The sequence below is a fragment of the Streptomyces musisoli genome (genome assembly GCF_016741855.1).
GTDB lineage: Bacteria > Actinomycetota > Actinomycetes > Streptomycetales > Streptomycetaceae > Streptomyces > Streptomyces musisoli.
This window is the reverse complement of record NZ_JAERRH010000025.1, coordinates 26,992-50,746: the sequence shown is the minus strand read 5'-3', so window position 1 is coordinate 50,746 and position 23,755 is coordinate 26,992. Positions and strand designations below refer to the sequence as shown.

Genomic DNA, 23,755 nt, shown 5'->3' with positions numbered 1-23,755 from the left:
GTTGGGGCGCCCAGCTGTGGCGGTAGCCATTGCGCCCGGCGTACGGGGCGGTCAGGACGGCGTGCAGGGCGAGGAAGTCGTCGAGTACGACGACGGGGTTCGCGCCAAGTTGAACTCCGTCCTGGTGTCCGGGCGTTACACCGAGCCTGAGGACCGGTGATCCGCAGTGACCCATCGCAAGGACGTCGAGTTCCTGGAGGACGCGAATCCGGCGCTCATTGGGCGCAGTGCCGCGGAGTTCTCGCGTTTGCAGAAGCTCATCGAGACCACTGACGACGCCTTCCGCAAGGCCGTCAAGGTGGACTGGCAGAGCGAGGGCCGCGACCTGTACGTCAAACGGCTGAAGGAGGCCAGGGAACTCACCGACGCCCTGTCGGAAGCCTTCCGCACGGTGAGCACCGCCCTCACCACGTACTCGGACGCGGTCACCACCGCCAAGAGCCATTACAAGAGTGGCAAGGCCACCGAGAAGAAACTGTCCGAGGTGATGTCGCGCGAGGCCACCGCGATCACACCGACGGCGCGGGCTGCCGAGCCCATGCGGCAGTGGGAGGATCTGCGGGCCACCACAGGGGTGCTGGACTGGTTCGCGGAGGTGACCGTTGACATCGACGCGATACGCGAGGACGCCGAGCGCTACTACCACCAGACCAGCGACCACTACGGCGACGCCCTGCGCGTGGAGTCAGAAGCACGCGAGCAGTGCATCGCCGACATCAAGGCGGCCCATCGCTCCCTTCCTGACTTCCAGAGTCCCATCAAGGACCCGGGGCAGTTCCTGAAGAACCTGGGACCGCTGCTCACCGAGGCACACCAAGCAAGCGACAACCCCTACGCGCAGCTGCCTGGTGCGGGGCCGAAGGTGGACGCCATCCCCACCATGGGCGGCGATGTCGTGGCGAATGAGATCCTGTCGCGGATCGAGACGCGCATCGACGGACTGCCGGGGGCCCAGGGCAACAACTACTGGATGTGGTCCAACGACGACGACAAGCGTCGTGAGTACATCTCCGCCAACCGTGAACTCATCAGGGCCGCCGCACACGATGCCGGCCTGCCGCCCGAGATGGTCGCCGGCATCGCCTGGCAGGAGGTCGAGGGCGACCCCGGCTGGCTCGACGACGCAGCCTTCGAAGGACGGAAGATCCTTCCCGGACAAGAGGACCCCGACGACACCTCGATGGGTCCACTGTCCATCCAGGTGCGCCGCGCCGCCGAGGTGCTCGGCTACGACCCGCACCACCTCACCGACATGCAGCGGGACGTCGTCGTGGGCGCCGTCAAGGACCCGTCGAAGAACATTTTCATCGCCTCGGAGTACCTGGCCCAGCTCAAGGCGGAGAGCGGTTTCGCCGACGTACCGCCGGAACAGATGACACGGGCCCAAATGCAGGAACTCGCCGCCCGCTACAACGGCGGGCCCTACTACGAGGACCCGAACGCCCAGGGATACGGTCGGGGCTTCGACAGGAAATTGGACGACGCGAAAGAGGCGCTGCGGTGAGCTCAAGCGCAGATTCGACCACCGAGGTACGCGAGAGTCGACGGCCAGGCTCCAGCCGGATCGGCACCGGTGTGTGCGCGGTCGTCCTCGCCCTGGCAACCTTGGTCACCGGCTACGTCGTGCTCACGGCCTTCATGGTCGAGCCGGACGGCCCCTGGGACCGACAGGCCGTCACCAACTCTCATGTCGCGGCCGGCGTCGGCTTGGCTTTCTGCTCTGTGATGGCGCTGCTGACGTGGGTATTCGTCACGGCCGAGTGGCTCCGCAGGTGGTGGTACGCCGTCCCCGCGGTGCTGGCACTCGCCGCACTGCTGCGACTGACCCTGCTGGGGCCCGATCTCTGAATTGATCACCATGGCCGCTCCCCGCCGGGCTCCGCTGTTCAGCCGAATCACGCAGCGGAGTCCAGCGGGAGCGTGAAAGGCCCTGCGCATGCCGCCTACACGGGACACCTCGCCGCTGACAGGGACCCGTTGTCAGCGCGCCGGGCCTGGGAACCGTCGCAGCGGACCGGCAACGTGGGCGCCATGACCAGCGAGTCCTCTCCGGCCGCGACGGATGTCACCGCCGGCAACGCCACCGAACCCCGTTCGGAGGGAACACGTCTTGGTCGGCAACGCTCCGGTGCCGGAGCCGGAGGAGCCGTCGACGGTCAGCCGGTCTGCAGTACCCCCCCGCCACCCCCACAAGGGAGTGATGGCCCTCGGCGAGGAGATAGCTGAGCTTGATGCACTCATCGAGGCGAGGTTCCGCGATCACCCGCATGCTGAGGTCATCCGCAGTCTGCCCGGCATGGGCGCAAGGCTCGGCGCCGAGTTCATCGCCGCAACGGGCGGAGACCTGGATGCGTTCGGCAGCGCAGACCGCCTGGCAGGCTTCGCCGGCCTGGCTCCACACTGTCGGGGGCCGATGCCGTACAGGGCCTCTACCGACAGCCCGGCGAGCCAGTCGGCGGCCCGGTCGGGGGCCACGACCAGCACCCCTCCGGGCTTGGGGACCAGGGCGGATGCGGTCGCGGCCACCCTGATGGTCGGGCCGATACCGATGCGCAGGTCGACGCCACGCCGAGTCAAGGTCCGCACACGCAGCATCCGGGCGAGGCGGCCCACATCCGCGCCGACCTGGTGGTAGCGCAGGGCGCCCTTCAGTTCGACGAGGGCGGCAGTGGGCGGCAGAGCCTGCACGACCGGGGACAGTCGGCCATCTGCTCCAGGACGAGGCGATACATGGCGTCCGGCAGTCGGTCCGGCACTTGCTTCGCGCAAAACTGGCGTATGAATTGCTCATCGGGCCGAAGATCAGGCCGGCAGGGCCAGAGGAAGCGGTGCGTGGAGTGCGAGTCTGCGGCGTAGCAGGAGTGGGGGATGGCGATGCAAGAAGCGGACGGCCAGCAGTGCGCGGTGGGCCCGGCTGGCAGCTTGTGCACCGGCGAGGTGTGCACCACTCACCCCTCGGACTGCTCCAACTCGCTGGCAGCATCATCTGCTGGAGACGACTCCGAACCTCATTCTGAAATGATCAGTTAGCAGCCGCTCTCCTCGCCCTCCAGGTGCTGCATCGCGTACACGTGCTCCTCCGGATGCCGAGCCAGCCGTGCCAGCACCCATGCCGTGCGGGCGTCCATGCCTGGGCCGAACTCGGCCGCGAGGCGGCGTGCCTGCCACGTGGTTTCAGGCGCGAGCGCCCAGCGCGCGAGTGAGAAACCTACGCGGCCGGGACTGGCCGGGGTCCCATCTGCTGGGTCGGTGCCGTTGTCCGGGGAGAAACCTGGCCGCCCCATGTCGTGTCCGCCACCCGGCGAGTCTCGCGATGCGGTGGTCCTTGTCGGTGCTGGTCATCTCGTGATCACCGAAAGAAGTGGCCCAGGTTCGCTTCGTTGACGACGAGGGCGGACACCATGACGAGTGGCAGGCGTCTGGGTGATCGTTGTGCCCGAATGGGGCGTGCTCGCGTATCGTCCGTAGAGTGATTGATGCCACCGTGGCGGCCCGAAGCGATATCGCCGAGAGCGTGTTCGGAGAATTGATCGATGCCTTCGGCCTCGGAGAGGTGCGGGAGTCCCGCTATCTCGCTGACGGGCTGATGAACGCGAACTGGATGCTGGACACGCCGGCCGGGCAGTTCGCTTTGAAGCGGGTCACGGATGTCTCCCTGGAGCGGTTGCAGCGCAATCTCGGGGTGCTGGCGGCGCTCGCCGCCGACGGAGTCCCGGTGAGTGCCCCGGTACCCACGGCCTCGGGGTCGCTGGTGGCGCAGGTTGGAGGTGGGGCCTGGTGCCTGTTCCCGTGGGTGGCCGGCTCACATGTCCGAGGTGTCGACCTCTGCCCGGCCCTGGTGAGTGCGCTGGGCGCGCACCTGGGGCGCCTGCACGTGAGCCTGAGCAGGGCTTGTGGCCGAGGGCTGCTGCCAGGGGTGCCCGAGACGATCATCGCGGACATCACCTCGCCGGAGCGAGCGGTGGAAAAGGCCGAGCGGCTGTCCGCAGCCGTACGCGACAAGGGCACCGGCAGCGACTTCGACCAGGCAGCCGCTGCTGCCGTGGACCACCGGAAGGCCCTCATCTTCAAGCACGCTGATCACCGTCCGCGATCTACGACACCTCAGGGTGACCACGGGTGGACGCATGGCGACGTGCAGTACCGCAATCTGCTCTGGGAAGACGGGGCACTTGCCGCCGTCCTGGACTGGGACCGGATCGCGGTGCGCCCGTACGCGGAAGAGGTCGTACGGACGGCGCAGGTGCAGTTTGGAGTGGGCGGGGTGTTCGACCTCGTGCGGGTGTCTGCCTTCGTCGGCGGGTATCGGTCGGTGGTGCCGCTGGAGCCCTCTGCGCTGGTGGACGGTGCTCGTCGGCTGTGGTGGAAGCGGATGACGGACTTCTGGCAGCTGGAGTTCCACTACGACCGCGGTAACTTCTCCTTCGATGAGCTGTTCACCGCGGACGAGGCGCTGCTGCACTGGTGGACTGACCGGCTGGATCAGGTCGAGGACGCGTTCGCCGCAGGGTAGATCCCGAGGCGTTCGAGGTCCGGCAGGCGGGGGCGGGTGAAGGCCATCGCTCGTCGCCGCGCCTGCTCCCCCAGGGGGTGGTGGTCAGCGGTGCGTATGGCCTGAGCCCACTCTTCCACGCCGGCCTCGGCGGGAAGCACGATGCCCGCGTCGCCTATGGCTTCCGGGATGCCGCCCCGGTCGCTGCCGACGCTCGGAGTCCCGTGCAGCGCGGCTTCGATGATGACGCGGGGGAAGGCGTTCTTTCACCGCGGACGGCACGAGCAGGAGGCGGTGGCTGCGGTAGAGGGGACTCATGTCGTAGACCCTGGGCACATAGGTCACGTTGGGGTAGCCGGCGAACTGCTCGGCGGTGTTCCACCAGCCTTCGACCAGAGTGAAGTGCTGTTCGGGCATGCGACGGATCAGCTGGTGCAGGAGGTCGGCGCCTTTCGGCGGGATCGGGTTGACCATGAGCACGGCATCGGTTCGCCCACGCCGGTGGTGCCCTGGCTCCGGCAGTGTGAAGGGCGGGTACAGGACGGACAGCCGCGTGCCGTCGGTCGGAGGCGCTTGCCGGAGAACGAATTCGGAGACGGCCAGACCATGGTGAGGGCTGCCGGAGAGGACCCCGAGTCCCGTCTTGGAGATCGAGTGCAGGATTCCTGCGACGAGGGCGGCGGGCCGGGATTGAGCGGCGATGTCGGCCGCACCTTCCTGTGAGGTGAACACCACATCCGGTCGTACCCGGGACAGCATGCTCCGCAGGATCGTCGTGATCCTCTGCTGCGGTACGGCGAGGCAGTCCACTCCGTTCCAGCTGTAGCGCAGCTCCTCCTGGGATTCGTCGTACGCGGTGTCGTGCTCGTCCAGGAAGGTCCGCACCTGGGCGATCTGCGGGGTTTGGTCCCAGGGCGCTTGGTAGGAGCCGAGGTAGATGATGCGCCATCCGGCTGCCGCGAGTTCCTCGGCGAGGAGTTGCTGGGTGACCTCGGCTCCGCCGATGAGGAACGGTGGTGGGGTGCGTCGCCACGCGAAGAGGGCTGTGGGCATGAGTCGGTCACGCGGTCCAGTACGTGACAAGGGCCTCCACCGCATGCGCGACCGCATCGGGATTGGTGTCGGCGGGGATGACGGTCACTTCCCGCGACACGGGTGGCTGAGCTGCGGAGACGAAGTAGTTCCGAGCGTGGGTGAGGAACGCCGGCTCGTGAAGGAAGTACTCGGACTCGGCCGCCGTGTGCCCGGCCGCCTTGCGGCGCAGGGCTAGTGCTTCGGCCGGCACGTCGAGGTAGAGGGTGTGGTGGGGGCGCAGGAACGGCAGTTCCTGGAGGCGGTCGCGCAGACGGTGGTGGATGTCGTAGTCGAACAGGGCGTCGAGCGCGTGGGCGTGGGCCAGGAGGGTGTCGACCGAACGGTCCAGGAGGACGACAGGTTTGGCGCTGACGAGTGCCTTGCGTACGCGAGCGCCTTCGATGCCCATGAATGTCTCGAACGCGGCAAGCTGTTCGGCTGCGGATGCGGTACGGGCGGGCGGGATGTCGGCGCGGCGGTCGATGTGCTGGACGTAGCAGTCCGAGACGAAGGCCCGCTCCTCGATGCCGCGCATGCGCAGGTGGCCAATGACGGTGGACTTCCCGGCGTACGAGGGGCCTTCGAGCGCGATGACCTTCATGGAGACTCCGTCCGGTAGAAGCGTTCCGCGAACATCCCCGTGCCGCTCAGGAGGTCGGCCGCCGTGGTCCATGCGTGCCGGATCGGCCGGTACATCTTCCAGGCAGGGTGCATCTGAGAGCCGTGCATGTGCAGCACCGTGACCTTGTCGAGCACGACGTCGGTGATGTCGACCAGCTCGGGTACGAGGGCGTGGCCGGTACGTGCTTGGAAGAGGTGCTGGTCGCAGCCGGCCAGGGCGTAGGTGGCCCAGAACGCGAGGTCTTCCCAGAACCAGCGACATCCGAGTCGTACTGCTGCCGCGTGCACGAGGAGATGGTCGGGGTGGCGGGTGACGGCGGCCGGGGCGAGGAGTTCGGCGTCGGGGTGGGCTTCGACGATCTCGCGGAGTTCGTCCGTGATCCGGTCCAGGCGGTCCTGGTCGAAGGGGTGGTACGGGGGCTCGGCGTCCTTGTGGCCGAGGAGGATCCGGTCGGCGGCCAAGGGTGCCAGGGCAGCCGCGCCTTCCCGGCTGCGCAGGTCGGATACGACGGTCTCGGTGCCGTAGGTGTCCTCCAGGGCCGGGTGGACGCTGGTCGAGCGGGTGAACACCGTGGCCACGGTGAGCGGCTGGGGATGGCCCAGGAAGGTTCCGGAGGCGGACAGGGCGAAGTCGTCATGGTGCGGTTCGATGGCGAGCACCGGGCGGCCGGTCGGGCGCCGCATCTCGATGAAGTAGCGGTGCCCGCTGTGCGGCGCCCTGAGCTCGACGATCTGGCGGTCCTGCGCGCGGTGGCGTTCGGACAGGTGCTCGGTCCACTGCTGGTGGGCGTGCATGAGGTCGTCGGGGAAGGTGTAGATCCCTTCCGTATCCGGTACGGGCAGCGTGACGGTCATGGTGGGCTCCGGGGTCATCGGACGGTGGTCTGGTACCAGTGGCGCCACATACGCGGGGAGTTGAGCCGCAGCCGGGCGGTGACGGGGTTCTGCCACCACAGCATCCGGAGGCTGGACCACTGGTCGTAACGGCGGGTGGAGGGGCGTACGCGCAGCTCGTCGAGGATCACGACCGGTGCGTTCTTGATGCGGCCGTGGGCCGTCAGACGGTGGAAGAACTCGACGTCCTCGCTCATGAACAGGTCGTCGCGGTATCCGCCGACCGCGCGGAATGCTGCTGCGGTGGCGAACTGGGCGACGCCCTGTGCGCCGCCGTGGTTGGTGCGGTAGTGGTCCCAGTAGGCGCACAGCAGTCGTGCGCCGAGCCGCTTGGGTGTGTAGAGGGGTGGGATGGCCCCGCCGGCGGCGCCGTTGTCCATGGCGGTGGCCGCGGCGGTGATCGCCTCCATGGGCAGGGCGACGTCGGCGTCCGTGAAGAACAGCTGGCGGCCTTCGGCGGCAGCCGCGCCGGTGTTGCGTACCCGGCCGATGTTGCGGACGGTCTCGCTGATCACTCGGACGCCGTAGGAGGCGGCCATGTCGGCGGTGGCGTCGGTGGAGGCGTTGTCCACCACGATCACCTCTCCCCGTTCACCGCTCGTCTCCTGCCATCGTTCGAGGGAGGCGAGGACGGTGGGGAGGTAGCGGGGCAGGTAGGTGGCTTCGTTGTGGGCTGGAATGACCACCGTCAGTCCAGGGCTGGTCATCGAGGTATCCCTTCGCTGCGTAGCGTGCGGAAGAGGTGCGGTGTCTGACGGGTCAGGTCGGTCAGGCGGTCCGACCACAAGCGGCGGCTGGTACCAGGCGAGGCGTGGACCCAGCAGCGGGCGGTGTGAACGATCACCCAGGCCGAGAGCCGGGTGTTGTCCAGGGGCGCCGCGTAGGCGTCGAGTAGCGTGCGGCGGTCCCATGGGGTGTGGGCCGCGGTCATGACGAGGGCGTGGGCGACGTCTGCCTCCCGCCGGCCCGGCGCGGCATCGGTGAAGTCGACCAGGTAGCGCGTGCCGCGCGGGCCGGAGAGGACGACGTTTTCGAAGTGGATGTCGCCGTGGCACCACACGCTGGGTGCTCGCTCCGGCGTGTCGGCGATGACGGCGAGGGCGGGGCCGATCCGGTTCAGCAGGTCGGGTGGGCAGCGGCGGGCCAGGGAGGAGACCGAGTCGAAGAACGGGCGGCGGGGCATCGTCTGCTCGACCGGTGCTCGGTGCAGGCGAGCGAGAAGGCCACCGAGGTCTTTGAGGGCTTGGGCATGTGGGATGTGACCGGAGCGCACGGTGGCACCCAGGGTGTGTCCGCCGAGGTCAGAGGTGATGAGCGCGGTGGCCCCCTCGCTGGAGATGGTGCCGCTGCCGAGCACCTGCGGGACAGGCACAGCGACACCAGCCGCACGGATGGCGGCGGCCTCGGTCTGCGCGTTGCGGCGAGCAGTGTGGTCGTACAGCTTCACGATCACGCTGCGGCCGTCGCGGAGGCCGACCCGGAACACGGCCGTCCGGGAGGCCGCCGACAAGCGCTCCGCGGTCCGGGCGGGTGTTCCGAGCAGGGTGCTGCACGCGCGGGAGACCATCGCGGGCGGCGCGCTCATCGAAGCCCCGCCGGCTCGGGATGTGCGGCGCCCAGCGCGCGGACGTGCCGCAGGGCCCGCTTCAGGACAGTGCGGTACTCCCGCACGTCGTCCGTATCGGGACAGTCCGCCTGCCAAGGTTTCTCCGGGCCGACGAAGTGGATGAGGCGGGCGGCCGGATCCGGTCGTAGGGGGCGGGTGACGACGCGGCGTACCCAGTCACCGCGTTCGAGGTACCGGCCCACCTCGAACCGGTTGTACGCGGCGTCGACCGCCCGCACGCGGCCGGCGTGGAGGAGCCACAGGTTCAGGGCGTCTTGGTCGTTGTGGAGGATGTGCTGCCGATGTCTGCCCAGGGCCTGCTCGACACCGTGGCGAATACGCGGCAGATCGGCGGTGTGAGCCCACAGGAGACCGGCGTTGTAGTAGGGGCGGTCCCTCAGACGCGGCCAGCGTTCCGCGGCGCCCGGTAGGGCCGGGCAGCGGCCGACTGCCGGGTTGAACTCGTCGCGTACGGCGCCGACCTCGCCGGGGCGGAGAGCGTCGAGCGGGGCGGTCAGGTCGCCGCGGACCAGGACGTCGGCGTCCACGTAGATCAGGTACGGGCGGCGGACGAACTCGGGAGCGAACTCGAAGCGCAGATAGGTGGTGACCGTGATGTACGAGGTGTCCGCCATCCGCGCGGAGCGCAGCGGGGAGCGGCGGGCCAGGGCAAAGGAGCCGAAGCCGACCCGTTTGGCGAGGTGGGCCAGGAGCTGCACCTGGGGCGCTCCGAGGTCGAAGGTGAGGAAGCGCAGGGCTGCCGCCTTGCGGGCGCGGGGGCTGAGGCTGTCCGCCAGGGAAGTGATCGTGGCGAGGCCGGGGGTGAGGTAGTGCCGGTCGATGCAGATGCCGAATGCGTACACGGCGGGTCCGCCTTCCGGGCGTGGTCTGGGGAAGTGATCTGGTGATGAGCTGTGAGCCGTCAGCGCCCGCCCAGCGGCTGAGCTGGCAGCGAAGCGCAGGGGGGCTAGAACGCGCGGTCGGCCTCGTCCGGGCTGGCGTCCGGTTGGCTGACCGTCGGCCGCTGGCTGGTGGCGAGGTCCTGATGGTCGTTGGTAATCAGCGTGCCGAGCGTGACTGCGGCAGCGAGGTGGCCGGTGAACCACACGCCGACGCAGAACCGCTCGACGGAATCAACGGCTCCGCCACGGGGCTTGTGGCGGCTGCGCATCAGGTGGTCTTCTCTCGGCTCAGGCGGTCTGCGCGCGTCTCGATGACGTCGAGGGTGCCGGGCTCGCCCGTCTCCCACTCAGTCGTGGGGCTGCCCGACTCCGGACGCAGGACCCAGTCGGTGCTCTGCCTGATGTCGGTGACGATGGCGCGACGTCCGTTAGCGTCCGAGACCAGGTCACCGACCTCCGCCCGTGCCCGGGTCACGAGGCGGCTCCCGGCACGAGGTCTCCCCACAGCCACCAGCCCGAGGAGGCTTCGAGCAAGATGCGGCGGCGTTCGTGCTGCCCCGGCGTCTGGCGGGCCAGCGGTGACGTCGCCTCGGCGAGGAAGCCGCCCCGGTCACGGATGAGGACGCCGAGCGCAGCGAACTGACCGGCGTCTTCGGCGAGGTGGGTGATTCCGGCGACGACGATGCCGCGGATCAGACCGGAGGACAGTGCGCTCGTGACGGCCGCCCAAGCCGGGCGGGCGTCCAAGGGCGTGCTCGGGTCGTCATCGGACCAGGTGCCGGCCACATGCCAGTGCCGGGTATCAGCGTAATGGCGTGCACGCCGCTCGGCCTCGCGGATAGCGGCCGACTCGGCCGCACAGGAGTAGACGGCGACCGGCACGTGCCCGATGCCGCCGGATGGGGATTTCGGCATGCGCTCAGCGTGCTGTCGATCCTGTGCGCGGGACAGGCACGGCTCGTGGCGGCGCCAGCAAGTCGTGTGGCGCTGGGCTGCCATGTCCCGTGCTGCTGCGCTGTCGTCCTGCGGCAGGACTGCCATGGAGCGTGGCAGTGGGCCTGAGGCGGCTTCCGGGGCTGCTACGGGGCGTGGCGGTGGGCAGTCAGCGCACGGCGAGGGGTACACCGGCTGCGTGGGCGAGCCCGCGGAGCCGCGCGACGGACACGCCGGAGAGGCGAGAGATGATCACTCCGGGCAGCATTTGGTGCCGTACCCACCCCGGAGCCATGCCGCAGACCTTTTCCAGGGTGTCGGCAGCCTGGTCCCACCGACGGCACTCCACGTGTGTCAACGCCACGTCGAGGCCGTACCTGGCCCGAGTGGCGAGGGGCACCGTGTCGTCCAGTCGGATCGTGTCCATGAGTCGGAGCGCACCGCCGGTGTCGCCGAGGGCTACGGCGATGCTCATCGCCTGGGTGGCGGCGTAGAGCGGCCCGAATGGTTGGGCATGCCGCCCACGAGCATGCTCCGCGCCGAGGCGGGCGCCGACGGCGTGCGCCTGCGAGAGGTACTCCCGCGCGGTATCCGGCGAGGCGCCACCCCGGGACGCGGCTACAGCAGCGTTCGTGACGAGCTGCCCGTACACCGACAGCCGGTCCGGATCGTGCTCGGACATCTTCGGCTCGATCCGGTCGGCCTGCGCGGCGGCGAGCGTGAAGCCCTGTGCGGTCCGCCCGTCACGGAGATTCACCCACGCCGTTGTGGCGGCGAGGTGGGCATCCCGCAGATCGTCGCCGACCTGCACGGCGATCTGCCGACCGTAGGTGAGCGCCGCATAGGCCAGGTCCCGCGAACCCCACACGTTCGCGGCCATCCCGGCAGTCTGGAAGACATCAGCCAGGACGCCGGCCGCGGCCTCTCGCTCGTCGGCTTCCGCCACGTCGTATCGGGCGCGGGCTTCGGGAAGCAAGGCGCCGAGCAGCGCACCGAGTTCGGTGTAGCGGCCCGCCCAGTAGGCCGTGTCAGCGCGCCGAACGACACCACGGAGCTCTTCGACGGTGCCCGGCTCGGTGTCGGTGGGGATGCCGATGGCGGCATCGTGCGTTGCAGCGGACAGTGCGCGCAGTGCTGCGCGCTCGTCGCGGTCCATGGAGCGGCGGGGCGCTTGCTGGCCGAGAAGGACGGCGATGTCCGTCCCGAGCGCGGAGGCGATGGACAGAAGCGAAGGAAGGGAAGCGGTGCCGCCGCGTTCCAGCTTCCGCACGACACCCACGGAAACGTTGGCGGCTTCTGCCAACTGCTCCTGTGTCATGGCGCCGCGAAGCCTCTTGATGCGTTCAGCGGTGCTGTACTCGGACCACTGCATGGCAGCAACTCCTCCCCGACCGGCCAGGCACGGACCGTACCCACTGCTTTACGACCGGCAACACCCATGGGCACCACCTGCACAGTGAGTTGGCTGGAAGTCGCCGCTAGAGGGAAAGCGTGGCGCTCACGCCGAGCAGTGCCTCAAGCTCGGCCACCGTTGTGGATTCATCCGTCGCCAGGACCGTAGTGATGCCCAGGGCTTCGGCAGGTGGCAGATTCCGAGGGTGGTCATCGACGAACACGCACGCCTGCGCAGGAAGCCCGAGACGCTCCAACGTCAGCTTATAGATGGCAGGGTCGGGCTTCGCGATGCGGACCTGCTCGGAGATGACGTGCACATCGAACAGGTCCCAAATGCCTGCCTGCTGGTACGGGTTGAAGGGGTTCGTGCCGAAGCTGTTCGACAGGAGAGCGAGACGGTACCCCGCGCCCTTGGCAGCTCGTGCGAGCGCGGCCATGCGCCGAGCTGGGGGCACTGCGGCCCAGGCGCGCCCCATCAGATTGTCCGGTGCGACATGCACACCGAGAAGAGCCGCAGTGCGCCTGTTCCACTCCGCCTGATCGATCTCACCCACTTCCAGCGCCGCATACAACCGCCGGCCTTCAGGGTGGTCATTGAGAGTGGCACGCCATGCTTCTGGGGGCAGCCCTTCCGACTCGCACCAAACGCGGTGCACGGAACGCGGATCAGCGGTCAACACCCCCGCGAAGTCCAGGATGAGCCCATGCTCGGCTTGACGTTCCGTGGTACCCATGGGCTGCGGCATGCTGCGTGCTCCCTCTCCCTTGGCTTCACAAAGACGCTACCGCGCGCGAGAACGCGGACGCCGACAAGCCTTGCACTTCGTTCGGCGGCTCCCGTCGAAGCCCCGGCCGCTGGAGATGGCGTGCCGTAGGGGACTGTGCGGCATGGCGGGTGTTGGCTGACTTGGCTGGGGACGGGTGCGTGGCGTTGACCGAGGCGCTTGATACGCCAGGTCAGCGCCCGGGTCAGGCCGTGGGCATCGTCCAGCGCGCGGAGCCGGAGGCGAGGGCCGCGCGGATCCCGGTCACCACGTCGGCGTGCTGCTGGTGACTGTGCAGCAACAGCACTTTGACCATGGCCTTCGTTCCCTCGGTATCTCCGAGGGCCTTCTTGGCCGCGGCCCAGAAGGCTTCGTGGACCGTCGTGAAGGTGCCCTCGGCGCGGGCCTGGTGGAGGGCCTCGGAGCGTTCCAGGGCGCCCGGCTTGGTCAGCAGGGCGTCCAGGTAGTGGTCCAGCACGAGGTGTTCGGCACCGCGAACGGTCAGCCGCCGATGGCGGGCGATCTACCGCCGGCCGTCATAGACGGTCAGGTCGTCGCAGGTGAGCGTGACGGTGACCTTGCAGTCGATGAACCGGACCGGGACCGAGTACCGGCACATCTTCACGGTGATCATGCCGTAACGGTCGACGCGGGGAGTGAGCGTGATACCGGTGGCAAACGGATCGTCCGGCAGCGGCCGCAGATGGCCCACCTCACGGGCGAAGTCCTGCGCGATGGTCCGCATCCTCGCCCCGACCCGCCGCTCGCCCTCCTTCGCCTCGAACTCGGCCAACCGGGCGTTGAGTTCGTCCAGGCTGTCCACCTGCGGCACCGGGGTGAGGTAGTTGCGGCGGAAGCAGCCCACCTGGCCCTCGACACCACCCTTCTCGTGGGCACCCCGCAGGCCCGGCTCGCAGTAGAACGGGGTGAATCCGTAGTACTCGTGGAAGTTGGTCCAGCGCGGGTTCTCCTCCCGCGAGCGGTTGCGGAAGACCACCTTCTTCACGACCGGGGTGAGGTTGTCGTAACGGACCTGACCGGTCGGCACTCCGCCCAGCGTGGTCAGCGCGTGCACGTGTCCTTCGAAGAACGCCTGTTGATCGCAGGAGCGTGAGATGCGGTGCACGGCCTTGCCGGAATAGGCCAGCCGGAAGGCGAACTGATAGCAGCGGGTGCGCTGACCTGCAACGTCCACATAGACGTCCCCGAAGTCGACCTCGGCGTCCGCACCGAGTGCGTTGTGCCGGGTCACGAACGCCTCAACAGGAGCCCCGGCCTGGGCCGCGATCTCCTTGCGCCGGGCCGCGACGAAGTCCCGAACCGTCGGATACGGGATCGCCTCGCCGAACTCATCCTCGATCCGCGCAACGATCCGCCGCACGGTGTGCCGCTGCTTGCGCGGAGCTTCCAGATCAGCCCGCAGCCAGGCGTCGACCATCTTGTACGGCTCCATCCGAGGTGACGTCCTCACCGCCCGGCGGCGCGGGGTGGGTACCGGCGAGGAGAGCGCCTCCCGTACGAGCCGGCGGTGAACGCCGTACTTCCGCGACGGAGCCCGGATCGACAACTGCTGCTGCCAGCTGTCTCGCCGGATCCGATCGAACAGCTCCTGCTTGGGCAAAGACATCCACAGCACCGCCCCTGCCGGAGACCACAGGAACCGTCTCACCGCAAGCGCCAAGGTGGGGCCACTTCGCCTCGTCATCACCCCTCAATGTGCCTGTGCGACCCAGCGATTGGGGCCACTGGAAGCCAATATGCCGGGGCCGCTGAACAACGTCAGGGCCACCATTGTGTCTGGCGGTGTGAAACGGAGCGAGCCACACGTTGAAGGCAAGACAGCGCCCTTACACTCGGGTGACCCGGCGGGGTTGTGTCTCCGCCTGCCTGCCCCGGTGGGGATCCCTGTCGCCGATCAGTTGATTGAGACCCGTGAGGGGTGGGGGTGGGGAGGGGTGTCGGTTGTTGTGGTGCCGGTGATGTCCTTGTGCGTCTTGGCTGGGTTTGCTGGTGTGGGCGTGGCAGGGCGGTGCCTCGCGGTGTTGATTTCGGCGAGGTGCCGTCCTTTTCCTTTCCGGTTGTTTAGCCCTGGGTGCCGCTATGGGTGTTCCCGTTCCCGCCGCCCTGGGTGCCTCCCTGCGTGTTGCCGTTGCCGCCGCCCCGACGTGACCGTTGTCCTGGAGTCCACTCCCTATCCCGGCACCACCGACGCCCTGTGGCAGAACCTGACCGACGCCCTGAACGCCCTCGTCGAAGCCGGGCAGTTCCCCGACTTCCACGACGTGTACGGGCCCTACAACGACTGGCAGCACCAGCCGTACGCCAGCGCCGTCTCTCATGCCGAGGCCCCGTGGGTGGTCTCAGAGCTGTCCGCCCGGCATTGATCCCCGGCGGCTTGTTCGGCTTGCCTCGGTGGATCTGCCGGGAGGTCGGGTGGGACATCGGCGGGGGCGGGAGGTTGGGTTGGCTGATGCAGTACTGCTGCCTGGCGGGGGGCTGCGGAGCCGACTCGTGTGGGGCGGGGGTGGGGGTGGGGGGTGTTGCTGTGTTTGTGGTGGCTGTCTTCGGGTTTCCGGTTGGTTGCGTGGGGTGTGTACGCGTGACAGGGCGGTGCCTCGCGGAGGTGGTCTCCGCGAGGCGCCGCTGTTTCCTTTCCGGTTGTTCAGCCCTGGGTGCCGCCTTGGGTGTTGCCGCCTCCGCCGCCCTGGGTGCCGCCCTGGGTGTTGCCGCCTCCGCCGCCCTGGGTGCCGCCCTGGGTGTTGCCGCCTCCGCCGCCCTGGGTGCCGCCCTGGGTGTTGCCGCCTCCGCCGCCCTGGGTGCCGCCCTGGGTGTTGCCGCCTCCGCCGCCCTGGGTGCCGCCTTGGGTGTTGCCGTTGCCGCCGCCCTGGGTGCCGCCTTGGGTGTTGCCGCCTCCGCCGCCCTGGGTGCCTCCCTGGGTGTTCCCGTTGCCGCCGCCCTGGGTGCCTCCCTGGGTGTTCCCGTTGCCGTTGCCCTGGGTGCCGCCCTGGGTGTTGCCGTTGCCGTTGCCCTGGGTGCCGCCCTGGGTGTTGCCGTTGCCGTTGCCCTGGGTGCCTCCCTGGGTGTTGCCGTTGCCGTTGCCCTGGGTGCCTCCCTGGGTGTTGCCGTTGCCGTTGCCCTGGGTGCCGCCCTGGGTGTTGCCGTTGCCGTTGCCCTGGGTGCCGCCCTGGGTGTTGCCGCCCATGCGGTGGTGGCTGTTGTAGGACATGTCCTGGTAGCGCTGCTGGTGGTGGTTGTGGGAGGCGTGTGAGGCCGTGTGGTGGTTCATGGGTGCGGCTTCGGCGCTTGCCATGCCGAGGCCTCCGGCGGCCAGGGCGGCGATGCAGGAAATACCGGCGATGCGGGCGGCGATGTGACGTCGAGAGATGGACATGGGAAAACCTCGATTTTGTAAGTTCTGGGTGGATGCAGTTCGGGGTGGATGAACTTGCGTAATTCATTTCAGCCGCTGTGGGGGCTGTGGTGTGTCCCCCGGCTGGTGGACCGGGTGGGGGACGTGTTCATCGGTCCGTCGGCCGAGAGGAGACCCGCGGGGGCCCGCAGGGCCGGACAGCGGCCCGGGCCCCGTGGTGCCGGGCGCCCCGCCCCCCTGCGCTTCGCCGGCCCCTGCACCCTGTGTTCTGCCCTCCGGCATCCCGCCGGCCCCAGTACCCCTGTGTTCTGCCGGCCTCGGCGCCTGCGCCCCGCGTCTCGGCTGCGGCCCCTTGCCGTCCGTGTCCCGTGCTGTGCGGCCACCCGTATCCCGTCCGCCCTGCACCCCGCACCCCGCGCCCTGCACCCCGCACCCCGCGCCCCGCGCCCCGCGCCCCGCGCCCCGCCGGCCCTGCACTCCGTCAGCGCCAGCACCCTGTGCCCTGCCACTCCTGCGCTTTGCCGGCCCCTGCGCCCCGTGCCCCGTCTGCACCCCGCTGGTCCCTGCGCGCTGTGCTCTGCCCTCCGGCACCCTGCTGGCCCCAGTACCCCTGTGTTCTGCCGGCCTCGGCGCCTGCGCCTCGCGTCTTCGGTTCCGGCCTCTTGCCGTCCGTGTCCTGCGCTGTGCGGCCACCCGTGTCCCGTCCGCCCCGTGCCCCGCCCCCTGCATCCCGTCGGCCCTTGGACCGTGTGCGCTGCCCTCCTGCGCTTCGTCGGCCTCAGTAGTCGGGCTCCGTGCCGTGCCGGCTCCGGTTCCGGGGCGCCGTGCTTTGCTGGCTCCGGTGCCTCGTGTCCTGTCGGCCCCGGCCCGGCCCCGGCCCGGCCCCGGCCCGGCCCCGGCCCGGCCCCGGCCCGGCCCCGGCCCGGCCCCGGCCCGGCCCCGGCCCGGCCCCGGCCCGGCCCCGGCCCGGCGCCGGGCTCGGCGTCAGTGCGTCGTGTCGGGGCCTGGTCCGGTCGTCCGGGCTGTACGTCGTCCGGTCATCGGTATCCCGCCTCGCGTCCCCGCCTCGCCTCGGGTCCCCGCCTCGCGTCCTCGCTCCGCCTCGTGTTCCGTGTCGTGGCCTTGGCGCTTCGGTCGTCCGTGCTCCGTGTCGCCGTCTGCGGCTTGCCGGTCCCGCCGCTCCGCGGGTGCCCGGTCCCGTCTGGTCGCCGGGGCCCTTTTCGTGTGTGGTGGCCTGTGTTCTGCCCGGTCGTCTGCTGGACGGTGTGGCGTCTTGTGCGGGTCGTGGGTGCCGGTTGTCGGTTGGGTTTCGTGAGGGCGGGTGGGCGGTTTCGGATACGGCGGGTGGGCGGGGGGTGGCTGTGTGTTTCCTGTCCGGCTTCGGGTGCGGGAGTGGGTGAGGTGGGGGAGGTCTTGCCTCGGCGGTACTGCTTCACCGGTTCAGCGCCCGGCCGGCGAACCGGCCGCGCCTTGACCGTGAACGCGGGCAGGCCGGGCTTGTCCTCGATGAAATCAACGGCCGTCCCGGGTCCGGGCGGGCCGATCAGATCACGGGCGCCGGGAGGTGTCCGGCAGGAACCGCGGGCCGCGGGTCTCTCCCTCTGCGTCCACGCGGGCCGCCGGCTCGCTCGCGCAGCCGCACCCGTGTGGGCGGGTCGCCGGCTGGCTCGCGTATCCGGGCTTGTGTGGGCGGGCCGTCGGCTGGCTCGCGTATCCGGGCTTGTGTGGGCGGGCCGTCGGCTGGCTCGCGTATCCGGGCCTGGCCGCCCGGTGGTGGACACCGGTCGCGTCTTCCACCTGTAGCTGAAGTGCCGTCCGTGTCCCGCCGCAGCACCCCGCCCCGGCCGGCCACCGCTGCGGTTTGGGGCCCGGGAGGGGTGCTGGCGGCATTGAGGGGCCCTCGAAGTATTGCCGTTGCCCGTCGAGTCCGGGAGATCGATGGCGTTGCCCGTCGGGTCCGGGAGCTCGATGGCGTTGCCCGTCGGGTCCGGGAGATCGATGGCGTTGCCCGTCGGGTCCGGGAGATCGATGGCGTTGCCTGTCGGGTCCGGGAGATCGATGGCGTTGCCTGTCGGGTCCGGGAGATCGAGGTCCGTTGCCTGTCGGGTCCGGGAGATCGACGGCCTGTCGGTTGCGGGGTTGCGGGGTTGCGGGGTTGCGGGGTTGCGGGGTTGCGGGGGCGCGGGGGGTGCGGGGGGTGCGGGGGGTGCGGGGGTGTGGGGGGTGTGGTGTTCAGGGTGGGGGGGCTGCAGCTCTTGTGGTCTTGTTGTCGGGTGTTGTCGGCCGGTGTGAGCGGGTCGGTCGCCTGGCGGTACAGGGGCTTTGGTGTGTCCTTGCCGGGGCGGGTGTGGGCCCCGGGGCGGTGGTGGCCGGTTTGTCTGCGTGAGGGTCCGGCTGCCCGGGATGGTGCCGGCCGGCACCGGCACCGGCACCGGCACTTTCTCCTCGTAGGGCTTCCGGGTGAAGTGGCGCGGGCCGGGGCGGAGTGGGTGACCAGCCGGGGCGGCGGGAGGTCGGCGGTGCCGCTCGGTTGGGTCGGGTGTCGCCGTGTCGGCCGGTTTCGGTGCTGAGCGGCTTTCGCCCCGGGGTTTCGGGTGGTGGTCGGGTGTCGCTGTGTCGGCCGGTTTTGGTGGTGAACGGCTTTCGCCTGGGGGTCCGGTCGGTGTCTGCCGGTTGGTGTCCTGTCGTGTCGTGTGCGGGGCGGTGTTCTGGGTGGTGGGGAGGGCGGTGGTGTGGGTGTGGTGAGGCCCCCGGAGGGTTGGCGCGGGGGGTGTTTTTGGGTTCCCGCTGCCGGTTTCCGGGGGCCTCACGTTTTGCTGTGCTGGGGGGTGTTTGGCGGGGGTGTTATGGCCTCATCGCGTCGGCGGTCGTGTCGGCGGCCATTTTGAAGGCGTCGGTGAGGAGCTGTTCGGTCATCTGGTCGCCGGCCGTTTCGAGCGGGTTCGTGATCAGCTCGTGCATGGTCTGGGTGCCGGCCGTCTTCAGCGAGTCCGTGAGCAGTTTGCGGGTGGTGTCGTCGATGCTCTTGGTGGCGCCGGTGGTGGCGCCCTGGGTGTTGTTGGTGCCGGACTGGGTGGCGCCCTGGGTGTTGTTGTCGCCGGCGCCCTGGGTGGCGCCCTGGGTGTTGTTGGTGCCGCCCTGGGCGCCGCCCAGGGTGTTGCGGGTGCCGTTCAGAGTGCCGCCCTGGACGTTGTTGGTGCCGCCCTGGGCGCCGCCCTGCGCGTTGTGGGTGCCGGCCTGGGTGCCGCCCTGGATGTTGTTGGTGCCGCCCACGGTGCCGCCCAGGGTGTTGTTCTTCCCGTCGATCTGGGTGCCGCCCTGGACGTTGTTGGTGCCGCCCTGGACCGGGCCCTGGATGGTGTGGTCGCCGCCCTGGGTGGCGCTTTGCGTGTTCCCGGTCCCGCTTTGGGTGTTGCCGGTCCCGCCCTGGGTGCCGCCCTGGCCGCCGCTGCCGACCACCTGGACGTTGTTGCTGTTGCCGTCCCCGTTGTTGGAGATGTCACCGACAAACCCGCCGTTATTGAAGATGATCGTATATTGGGCGGGGGGTGCGGGATCGTAGCGGAATTCCGCGGAAGCCTGGCTCGCTGTTGCGCCTGTCAGTGCCACGGCAGCGGCAAAAGACAGGGTTGAGTAGAGGCCGACCCGTTTCACAGCAGCCCTTTCGTGCGGAGAAAACAGAAGAGGAATTTCCTGCCGGACCAAACTGTCGTAAATAGCTACTTTCCGTTCCGAGCGACACGGGCATGTCACCCGTACAGAGTGCGCGCCGGCCGCACCGCGACCGACACCGGCGCCGCCCCGGCCGAATGCGGGAGGGATCATCGCGGCTCCGCCCCGGCCGAGTGCGGGGGGCCCGCCACGGCTCCGCCCCGACCGGTGCGGGCCGGCCATGGCTCCCGCCCCGGCCTGATACGGGAGGGGCCGTCGCGGCTCCGCCTCGGCCTGGTGCGTGAGCGCGACGGTGCCGGCCGGGCCGGATGCGGGTCCGTCGTGGTGTTGCTCGCTTGCCGGGGTGACTGCTGCCGCCGCCGTGCGCCCTGGCGTGGTGGCGGGCTGTGGAGTACGAAGTCCCCGCGCTGCGCGGGGATTTCGTACCGGTGACGTGCCATGCCGGCCCCCCTCGGGTCTTACCGGGGGTGCCGCCGTTGCCTTCCGGTTACCGAGGCAGGGCGGCACAGGCGTACAGGGCGGCGCAGGCGTAGAAGGCGGTGCGGGCGTGAAGGCGGCGCGGGCGCGAAGGTGGCGCAGCGCGAAGGTGGTGACGTCTTGGCTCTTCTCCCGCCTGGTCGGTCGATGCGGCCTCGTGCCGGTCCCGCCCAGGTCGGTCCCGCTCAGGTCGGCCGGTCCCGCCCCGGTCGGCCGGTCCTGCCCAGGCCGGTCCCGCTCAGGTCGGTCGGTCCTGCCCAAGTCGGTCGGTCCTGCCCAGGTCGGTCCTGTCCGGGTCGGTTGGTGCCATGCCGGATACCGGCTCGGCTTGATGTCGCTGCCCGTTTCGCCGTCGCTGCCTGTTTTCACTGCCGGGCCTGTTTCGCCGTGGCCCTCGTGGAGTTCGTGGAGTTGGGGGCCAGGGGTGTGTGGCCTGGCCGGGGGGCGCGTCCCCGCCGGTTCGCTGCCGGTTTCTCGCTGCTCGCTGTTCTCTATCGCTGTTCGCTGTTCGCTGTTCGCTGTTCGCTGTTCGCTGTTCGCTGTGTGCTGCGTGCCGTTTGCTGTTTGCCGTTTTTTTGGTCGGGTGTGGTGGTGTCCGGTGGTGTTGCGGCACGGTGGTTCGGGCAGGGTGGTGGGGGTGCTGGTGGTGGGGGGGTCAGTGCTCGCGTAGGCCGCATTCGGCTGGGTGGAGGGCCGAGCCGGGGGGCGGTGGGGAGGGTGTGTGCGTGAGCCGGACCCACGCGGCTGCGGAGGTGTCGGTGCTCAGTGTGTCGATCCGGAGGGTTGGTGTGGTGGGCTCGTCCGTGTCGATCCGCAGGGTTGGTGTGGTGGGCTTGTCTGTGCGGGGGGTGTGGAGTTCGGCTTCGGTGGGTGTGTGGGGAGGGGTGCCTTCGAGGGCGGCGATGGCCGTGACCGTGCCGTCGGGTTGGGGCTCGGTCTGTTGCAGGACGAGTCGCCAGTGCAGTTCCGCGTCTCTCAGGAGGCGTTTGCCGCGGGCGCCGTGGGTGAGCAGAGCGCTGCTGCGGCCGCGCAGGAGGCGGGCTATGGCGCAGCACAGCGGGACGCCGGTGCCGTAGGCGGTGTCCACTCGGTTGTGGCCGGCGGCCGGGTAGCAGTCCAGTGCGTCCGACAGCAGTGCGAGGGCTGCGTCTTTGATGCGCGGTCGCCGGCCGTGCTCGAGAAGGTCCAGCAGGATGGGGGTGGCGGCGTAGGCTGCCGGGAACACCATGGCGGCGTGGCCGCAGACGAATCCGCTGCCCGCCAGGAGCGATGCCGCGTCGCCTGTCTGGTTGGCCGTGGTGGACACCGTCAGCAGTCGCAGGGCGTGGGCGACGCGCTGGGGGTCGTCGCATCCGTGCCCCGTCGGGTTGGGGATTGCCGACCAGTTGACTGCCTCGATGGCGTCCAAGACGTCAACAGTGTCAGGGGCGTCGATGCCGGCAGGGGCGTCAACCGCGTCAATGGCGTCAATGGCGTCAACGGTGTCGGGGGCGGCGTCGATGCCGGCAGGGGTGTCAACGGCGTCAGCGGTGTTGGGGGCGGCGTCCATGGCGGCGGGGGCGTTCAGGGTGTCGGGGGGTGTCCAGGGTGTCGGGGGTGTCGGGGGTTCGTGGGTATTGTGCCAAGGGGTGGGGTGTCCTGCCGTGACTGCTGTGGGTTCGCTCGCGCTGGGTCCCCTGGTGTCGCGTGGGGCTGGTGCGGCTACTGCATGGACTGCCAGGCGGTCGCGTCCGCCGCTTGTTGCGCGGCTTGTTGGGCGGTTGTGTCCGCTGCTTGCTGTGCTGTTTGCTGTGCTGCCGAGTCGGCCGCGTGTTGCGCTTCGGCCTCCTGGCGGGCCCTTTGCCGGCGTTCCTGTTCCAGCCGGAACTCCAGATCCCGCCGGCGCCGGTCTTCCTCTTGCTGGAGCCGTTGACGACGCTGCTCGTCTGTGCTGCCCGCCACCTGTCCCGCCTCCTTCTGTACAGGTGTATTCCTCGTGACCCGCCGCGGGTGTGTGGCGGGAGGAGATCCCTCGCACCGGGGTCAGCCTCGTCGTCCCCCGCCGGTGATTGTCGAGGCGGTCACCGGCCGCGGCAAGACCGGGCCGGCCGCGTCCCTCGTTCGTCGTGGAGATCGGCCGGTGCCTGTGAGGTCCCAGGCGCTGGCCTTCGATACCCGGGCGGGGCCTCGGCAGGCCGGGTTCCGGGACGCCGGCGATGTCGTCGAGGCCTGCACCGGATGCGATGGGCAGTCGACTCGGGCCCGCTTTCCGGGACTTCGATGTGAAGGCGTCGGCCGTACGGGGGGGGCCGGCGCTCCGGTCCGCCAAGGGTCGCTGATGCCGGTTCCGGCCGTCCGGGCAGGCGGTGCACGCCGTGCTGTGCTGCCCGGCCGGAGAAGAGGCCGAATGTGATGGGCTTTGGCCGTCTTCGGAGACGGGGGAGGCCGAATGCGATGGGCTTTGGCCGTCTTCGGGGACGGCCTGGCCATCTTGGTGGTCGGGGTGCCTTTTGTGGCAGGTCGATGACGAGCGTCCGGTGCGGATGGAGGCCCCGGCCCTGCACCGGCTGGTGCAGCCGGCTGTGCAGGCGGTGGTCGCCGGTCCGAGGAAGGCCGGTGTCCTGAACGGTGGTGCCCGGCCCGGTGAATGTGATGATCGGTCCTCTCATTCGGTCCAGGGGGGTGGCGGGCACCGGCGCGCTGGGGCCGGGCCGGTGCCCGGCTGTGCGCGGTGTGTGTGCGGTGTGCGGTGTGTGTTCTGGTGTGGTGTGGTGCCGCGGGGTGTCTTTTGGGTTCATGTTCCGGGTGGGCGGAAGGAGACCTTCCGGTGGGCGGCCTCGTCGATCTCGTCGAGGGTGAGCAGGGGGGTGGCCCGGGTGCGGAGTGCGCCGCTGGCCTTGACGTGGAGGCTGACGGCGGCCATCGAGACGGGGTCGGGGAAGTCGACGATGCACACCAGGTCGTCCTCGCCGAAGGCGTAGTACATCGCCTCGACCGTCCCGCCCAGGCCCGTGACGACCTGGTCGACGGCGGCGCGGCGGCCACTGGCGCCTTCCTCGAGCAGTCCCTTCGTGCCCTCGGGTGTGTAGGCGGCCTGGATGAGGAACTTCGGCATCGGAGGTGCTCCCTGCCCGTGACGTCTTCCGGTGTGCACGGGGGGATTTCCCGCTGCCGCACCGGCCGCCACCCACCCCCGGGCCGGATTCACTCGTTGGAAGCCGGACCTCTTCCCGCCGGGGAAGCCGCACCCCATTCCTCCGCCCGGCAGCCCCTGTCCCGCCCGGCAGCCGCTGTCCCGCCCGGCAGTCGCTGTCCTGCCTGGCATCCGGTGTCCCGGCCGGCAGTCGCTGTCGCGGCCGGCAGCTGCTGTCGCGCCCGTATCCGTGTCCTGCCCTCGGCGGCGGCCGCTGTCCCGGCCAGCAGCCGCTGTTCCGTCGGGTCGGTTGTTCCGTGGGGTGGCTGGTGTGCGGGCCGGTGGCTGCTGTCGCGGCCGGGCCCGGTGTCCTGTCGGGCGGCCACTGTCCTGTCGGGTGGTCGGTGTCGTGTTCCTGGGTGTTGGTGTCGTGTCGGGTGGTT

General features: G+C 69.8%; 23 protein-coding genes and 1 pseudogene. 6 read left to right on the top strand and 18 right to left on the bottom strand.

The window, feature by feature from the left end:
- Nucleotides 1-16: 16 nt before the first annotated feature.
- The 5 genes and pseudogenes from JK361_RS35860 (at nucleotide 17) to JK361_RS35835 (ending at nucleotide 4,513) form a co-directional block, all read left to right on the top strand.
- Complete coding sequence (locus JK361_RS35860; RefSeq protein ID WP_201826430.1) at nucleotides 17-160, top strand: hypothetical protein; 144 nt, start codon at nucleotides 17-19, stop codon at nucleotides 158-160.
- Between the two features lie 6 nt (nucleotides 161-166).
- On the top strand, nucleotides 167-1,504 hold the full coding sequence (locus tag JK361_RS35855) for a hypothetical protein (RefSeq protein WP_201826428.1): 1,338 nt from the start codon (nucleotides 167-169) through the stop codon (nucleotides 1,502-1,504).
- Nucleotides 1,501-1,848 (top strand): hypothetical protein, encoded by a 348-nt coding sequence (locus JK361_RS35850; protein WP_201826426.1) that lies wholly within the window; start codon nucleotides 1,501-1,503, stop codon nucleotides 1,846-1,848. Before JK361_RS35855 ends, JK361_RS35850 begins: the two co-directional genes overlap by 4 nt.
- A gap of 343 nt (nucleotides 1,849-2,191) precedes the next feature.
- Nucleotides 2,192-2,398 (top strand): annotated as a pseudogene (locus JK361_RS35845) (transposase); the annotation flags it as partial.
- Between the two features lie 1,071 nt (nucleotides 2,399-3,469).
- On the top strand, nucleotides 3,470-4,513 hold the full coding sequence (locus tag JK361_RS35835; RefSeq protein WP_307787406.1) for a phosphotransferase: 1,044 nt from the start codon (nucleotides 3,470-3,472) through the stop codon (nucleotides 4,511-4,513).
- Here the strand turns inward: JK361_RS35835 and JK361_RS41730 are convergent.
- From JK361_RS41730 to istA, 13 genes are all read right to left on the bottom strand, one after another.
- A complete protein-coding gene (locus JK361_RS41730) occupies nucleotides 4,483-4,722 on the bottom strand; it encodes a glycosyltransferase (RefSeq protein WP_236054231.1) in 240 nt (79 codons plus the stop codon). The genes JK361_RS35835 and JK361_RS41730 overlap by 31 nt on opposite strands.
- Nucleotides 4,723-5,552: 830 nt before the next feature.
- Nucleotides 5,553-6,167 carry a hypothetical protein gene (locus JK361_RS35825; RefSeq protein ID WP_201826422.1) on the bottom strand — a complete coding sequence of 205 codons (615 nt, stop codon included), beginning with the start codon at nucleotides 6,165-6,167 and terminating at the stop codon, nucleotides 5,553-5,555.
- A complete protein-coding gene (locus tag JK361_RS35820; RefSeq protein ID WP_236054220.1) occupies nucleotides 6,164-7,060 on the bottom strand; it encodes a PIG-L deacetylase family protein in 897 nt (298 codons plus the stop codon). The genes JK361_RS35825 and JK361_RS35820 overlap by 4 nt, the downstream gene beginning before the upstream one ends.
- Nucleotides 7,057-7,788 (bottom strand): glycosyltransferase, encoded by a 732-nt coding sequence (locus JK361_RS35815; RefSeq protein WP_201826420.1) that lies wholly within the window; start codon nucleotides 7,786-7,788, stop codon nucleotides 7,057-7,059. The genes JK361_RS35820 and JK361_RS35815 overlap by 4 nt, the downstream gene beginning before the upstream one ends.
- Nucleotides 7,785-8,666, bottom strand: a complete 882-nt coding sequence (locus JK361_RS35810) for an aminoglycoside phosphotransferase family protein (RefSeq protein ID WP_236054211.1) — start codon at nucleotides 8,664-8,666, stop codon at nucleotides 7,785-7,787. The genes JK361_RS35815 and JK361_RS35810 overlap by 4 nt, the downstream gene beginning before the upstream one ends.
- Nucleotides 8,663-9,550, bottom strand: coding sequence for a glycosyltransferase family 8 protein (locus tag JK361_RS35805; RefSeq protein WP_201826418.1), 888 nt, complete (start codon nucleotides 9,548-9,550; stop codon nucleotides 8,663-8,665). Before JK361_RS35805 ends, JK361_RS35810 begins: the two co-directional genes overlap by 4 nt.
- Nucleotides 9,551-9,654: 104 nt before the next feature.
- The gene (locus tag JK361_RS35800) at nucleotides 9,655-9,858 is read right to left on the bottom strand and encodes a hypothetical protein (RefSeq protein WP_201826416.1); all 204 of its coding nucleotides are present in this window, start codon (nucleotides 9,856-9,858) and stop codon (nucleotides 9,655-9,657) included.
- Nucleotides 9,858-10,064 carry a hypothetical protein gene (locus tag JK361_RS35795; RefSeq protein WP_136238927.1) on the bottom strand — a complete coding sequence of 69 codons (207 nt, stop codon included), beginning with the start codon at nucleotides 10,062-10,064 and terminating at the stop codon, nucleotides 9,858-9,860. The genes JK361_RS35800 and JK361_RS35795 overlap by 1 nt, the downstream gene beginning before the upstream one ends.
- Nucleotides 10,061-10,504, bottom strand: a complete 444-nt coding sequence (locus JK361_RS35790; RefSeq protein ID WP_201826414.1) for a recombinase family protein — start codon at nucleotides 10,502-10,504, stop codon at nucleotides 10,061-10,063. Before JK361_RS35790 ends, JK361_RS35795 begins: the two co-directional genes overlap by 4 nt.
- Nucleotides 10,505-10,691: 187 nt before the next feature.
- Nucleotides 10,692-11,894, bottom strand: coding sequence for a helix-turn-helix domain-containing protein (locus tag JK361_RS35785; RefSeq protein WP_201826412.1), 1,203 nt, complete (start codon nucleotides 11,892-11,894; stop codon nucleotides 10,692-10,694).
- Between the two features lie 106 nt (nucleotides 11,895-12,000).
- On the bottom strand, nucleotides 12,001-12,663 hold the full coding sequence (locus JK361_RS35780; RefSeq protein WP_236054209.1) for an HAD-IA family hydrolase: 663 nt from the start codon (nucleotides 12,661-12,663) through the stop codon (nucleotides 12,001-12,003).
- Between the two features lie 223 nt (nucleotides 12,664-12,886).
- Entirely contained in the window at nucleotides 12,887-13,159 is a 273-nt protein-coding gene (locus JK361_RS35775) for a hypothetical protein (protein WP_201826410.1), read from the bottom strand.
- Nucleotides 13,160-13,204: 45 nt separating this feature from the next.
- On the bottom strand, nucleotides 13,205-14,308 hold the full coding sequence (gene istA, locus JK361_RS35770; RefSeq protein ID WP_201826408.1) for an IS21 family transposase: 1,104 nt from the start codon (nucleotides 14,306-14,308) through the stop codon (nucleotides 13,205-13,207).
- Nucleotides 14,309-14,846: 538 nt separating this feature from the next.
- Here istA and JK361_RS35765 point away from each other — a divergent pair.
- Nucleotides 14,847-15,065 (top strand): hypothetical protein, encoded by a 219-nt coding sequence (locus JK361_RS35765; protein WP_201826406.1) that lies wholly within the window; start codon nucleotides 14,847-14,849, stop codon nucleotides 15,063-15,065.
- Between the two features lie 278 nt (nucleotides 15,066-15,343).
- Here JK361_RS35765 and JK361_RS35760 read toward each other — a convergent pair whose 3' ends face one another.
- The 5 genes from JK361_RS35760 to JK361_RS35740 form a co-directional block, all read right to left on the bottom strand.
- Nucleotides 15,344-16,072, bottom strand: a complete 729-nt coding sequence (locus JK361_RS35760; RefSeq protein ID WP_201826404.1) for a hypothetical protein — start codon at nucleotides 16,070-16,072, stop codon at nucleotides 15,344-15,346.
- A gap of 2,823 nt (nucleotides 16,073-18,895) precedes the next feature.
- Nucleotides 18,896-19,660: a hypothetical protein gene (locus JK361_RS35755; RefSeq protein WP_201826402.1), complete on the bottom strand. Its 765-nt coding sequence runs from the start codon at nucleotides 19,658-19,660 to the stop codon at nucleotides 18,896-18,898.
- Between the two features lie 1,195 nt (nucleotides 19,661-20,855).
- The gene (locus JK361_RS35750; protein ID WP_201826400.1) at nucleotides 20,856-21,608 is read right to left on the bottom strand and encodes a hypothetical protein; all 753 of its coding nucleotides are present in this window, start codon (nucleotides 21,606-21,608) and stop codon (nucleotides 20,856-20,858) included.
- A 293-nt stretch (nucleotides 21,609-21,901) separates the two neighbouring features.
- The gene (locus JK361_RS35745) at nucleotides 21,902-22,141 is read right to left on the bottom strand and encodes a hypothetical protein (RefSeq protein ID WP_201826398.1); all 240 of its coding nucleotides are present in this window, start codon (nucleotides 22,139-22,141) and stop codon (nucleotides 21,902-21,904) included.
- 832 nt (nucleotides 22,142-22,973) lie between these two features.
- Nucleotides 22,974-23,294, bottom strand: a complete 321-nt coding sequence (locus JK361_RS35740) for a GYD domain-containing protein (RefSeq protein WP_201826397.1) — start codon at nucleotides 23,292-23,294, stop codon at nucleotides 22,974-22,976.
- Between the last annotated feature and the right edge of the window lie 461 nt (nucleotides 23,295-23,755).

What these genes read in the sequence shown, in the direction of transcription:
- JK361_RS35825 (WP_201826422.1), bottom strand. Translation starts at nt 6,167, where the DNA reads ATGAAGGTCATCGCGCTCGAAGGCCCCTCGTACGCCGGGAAGTCCACC.
- JK361_RS35820 (WP_236054220.1), bottom strand. Translation starts at nt 7,060, where the DNA reads ATGACCCCGGAGCCCACCATGACCGTCACGCTGCCCGTACCGGATACG.
- JK361_RS35815 (WP_201826420.1), bottom strand. Translation starts at nt 7,788, where the DNA reads ATGACCAGCCCTGGACTGACGGTGGTCATTCCAGCCCACAACGAAGCC.
- JK361_RS35810 (WP_236054211.1), bottom strand. Translation starts at nt 8,666, where the DNA reads ATGAGCGCGCCGCCCGCGATGGTCTCCCGCGCGTGCAGCACCCTGCTC.
- JK361_RS35800 (WP_201826416.1), bottom strand. Translation starts at nt 9,858, where the DNA reads ATGCGCAGCCGCCACAAGCCCCGTGGCGGAGCCGTTGATTCCGTCGAG.
- JK361_RS35790 (WP_201826414.1), bottom strand. Translation starts at nt 10,504, where the DNA reads ATGCCGAAATCCCCATCCGGCGGCATCGGGCACGTGCCGGTCGCCGTC.
- JK361_RS35785 (WP_201826412.1), bottom strand. Translation starts at nt 11,894, where the DNA reads ATGCAGTGGTCCGAGTACAGCACCGCTGAACGCATCAAGAGGCTTCGC.
- JK361_RS35780 (WP_236054209.1), bottom strand. Translation starts at nt 12,663, where the DNA reads ATGCCGCAGCCCATGGGTACCACGGAACGTCAAGCCGAGCATGGGCTC.
- istA (WP_201826408.1), bottom strand. Translation starts at nt 14,308, where the DNA reads ATGTCTTTGCCCAAGCAGGAGCTGTTCGATCGGATCCGGCGAGACAGC.
- JK361_RS35760 (WP_201826404.1), bottom strand. Translation starts at nt 16,072, where the DNA reads ATGTCCATCTCTCGACGTCACATCGCCGCCCGCATCGCCGGTATTTCC.
- JK361_RS35740 (WP_201826397.1), bottom strand. Translation starts at nt 23,294, where the DNA reads ATGCCGAAGTTCCTCATCCAGGCCGCCTACACACCCGAGGGCACGAAG.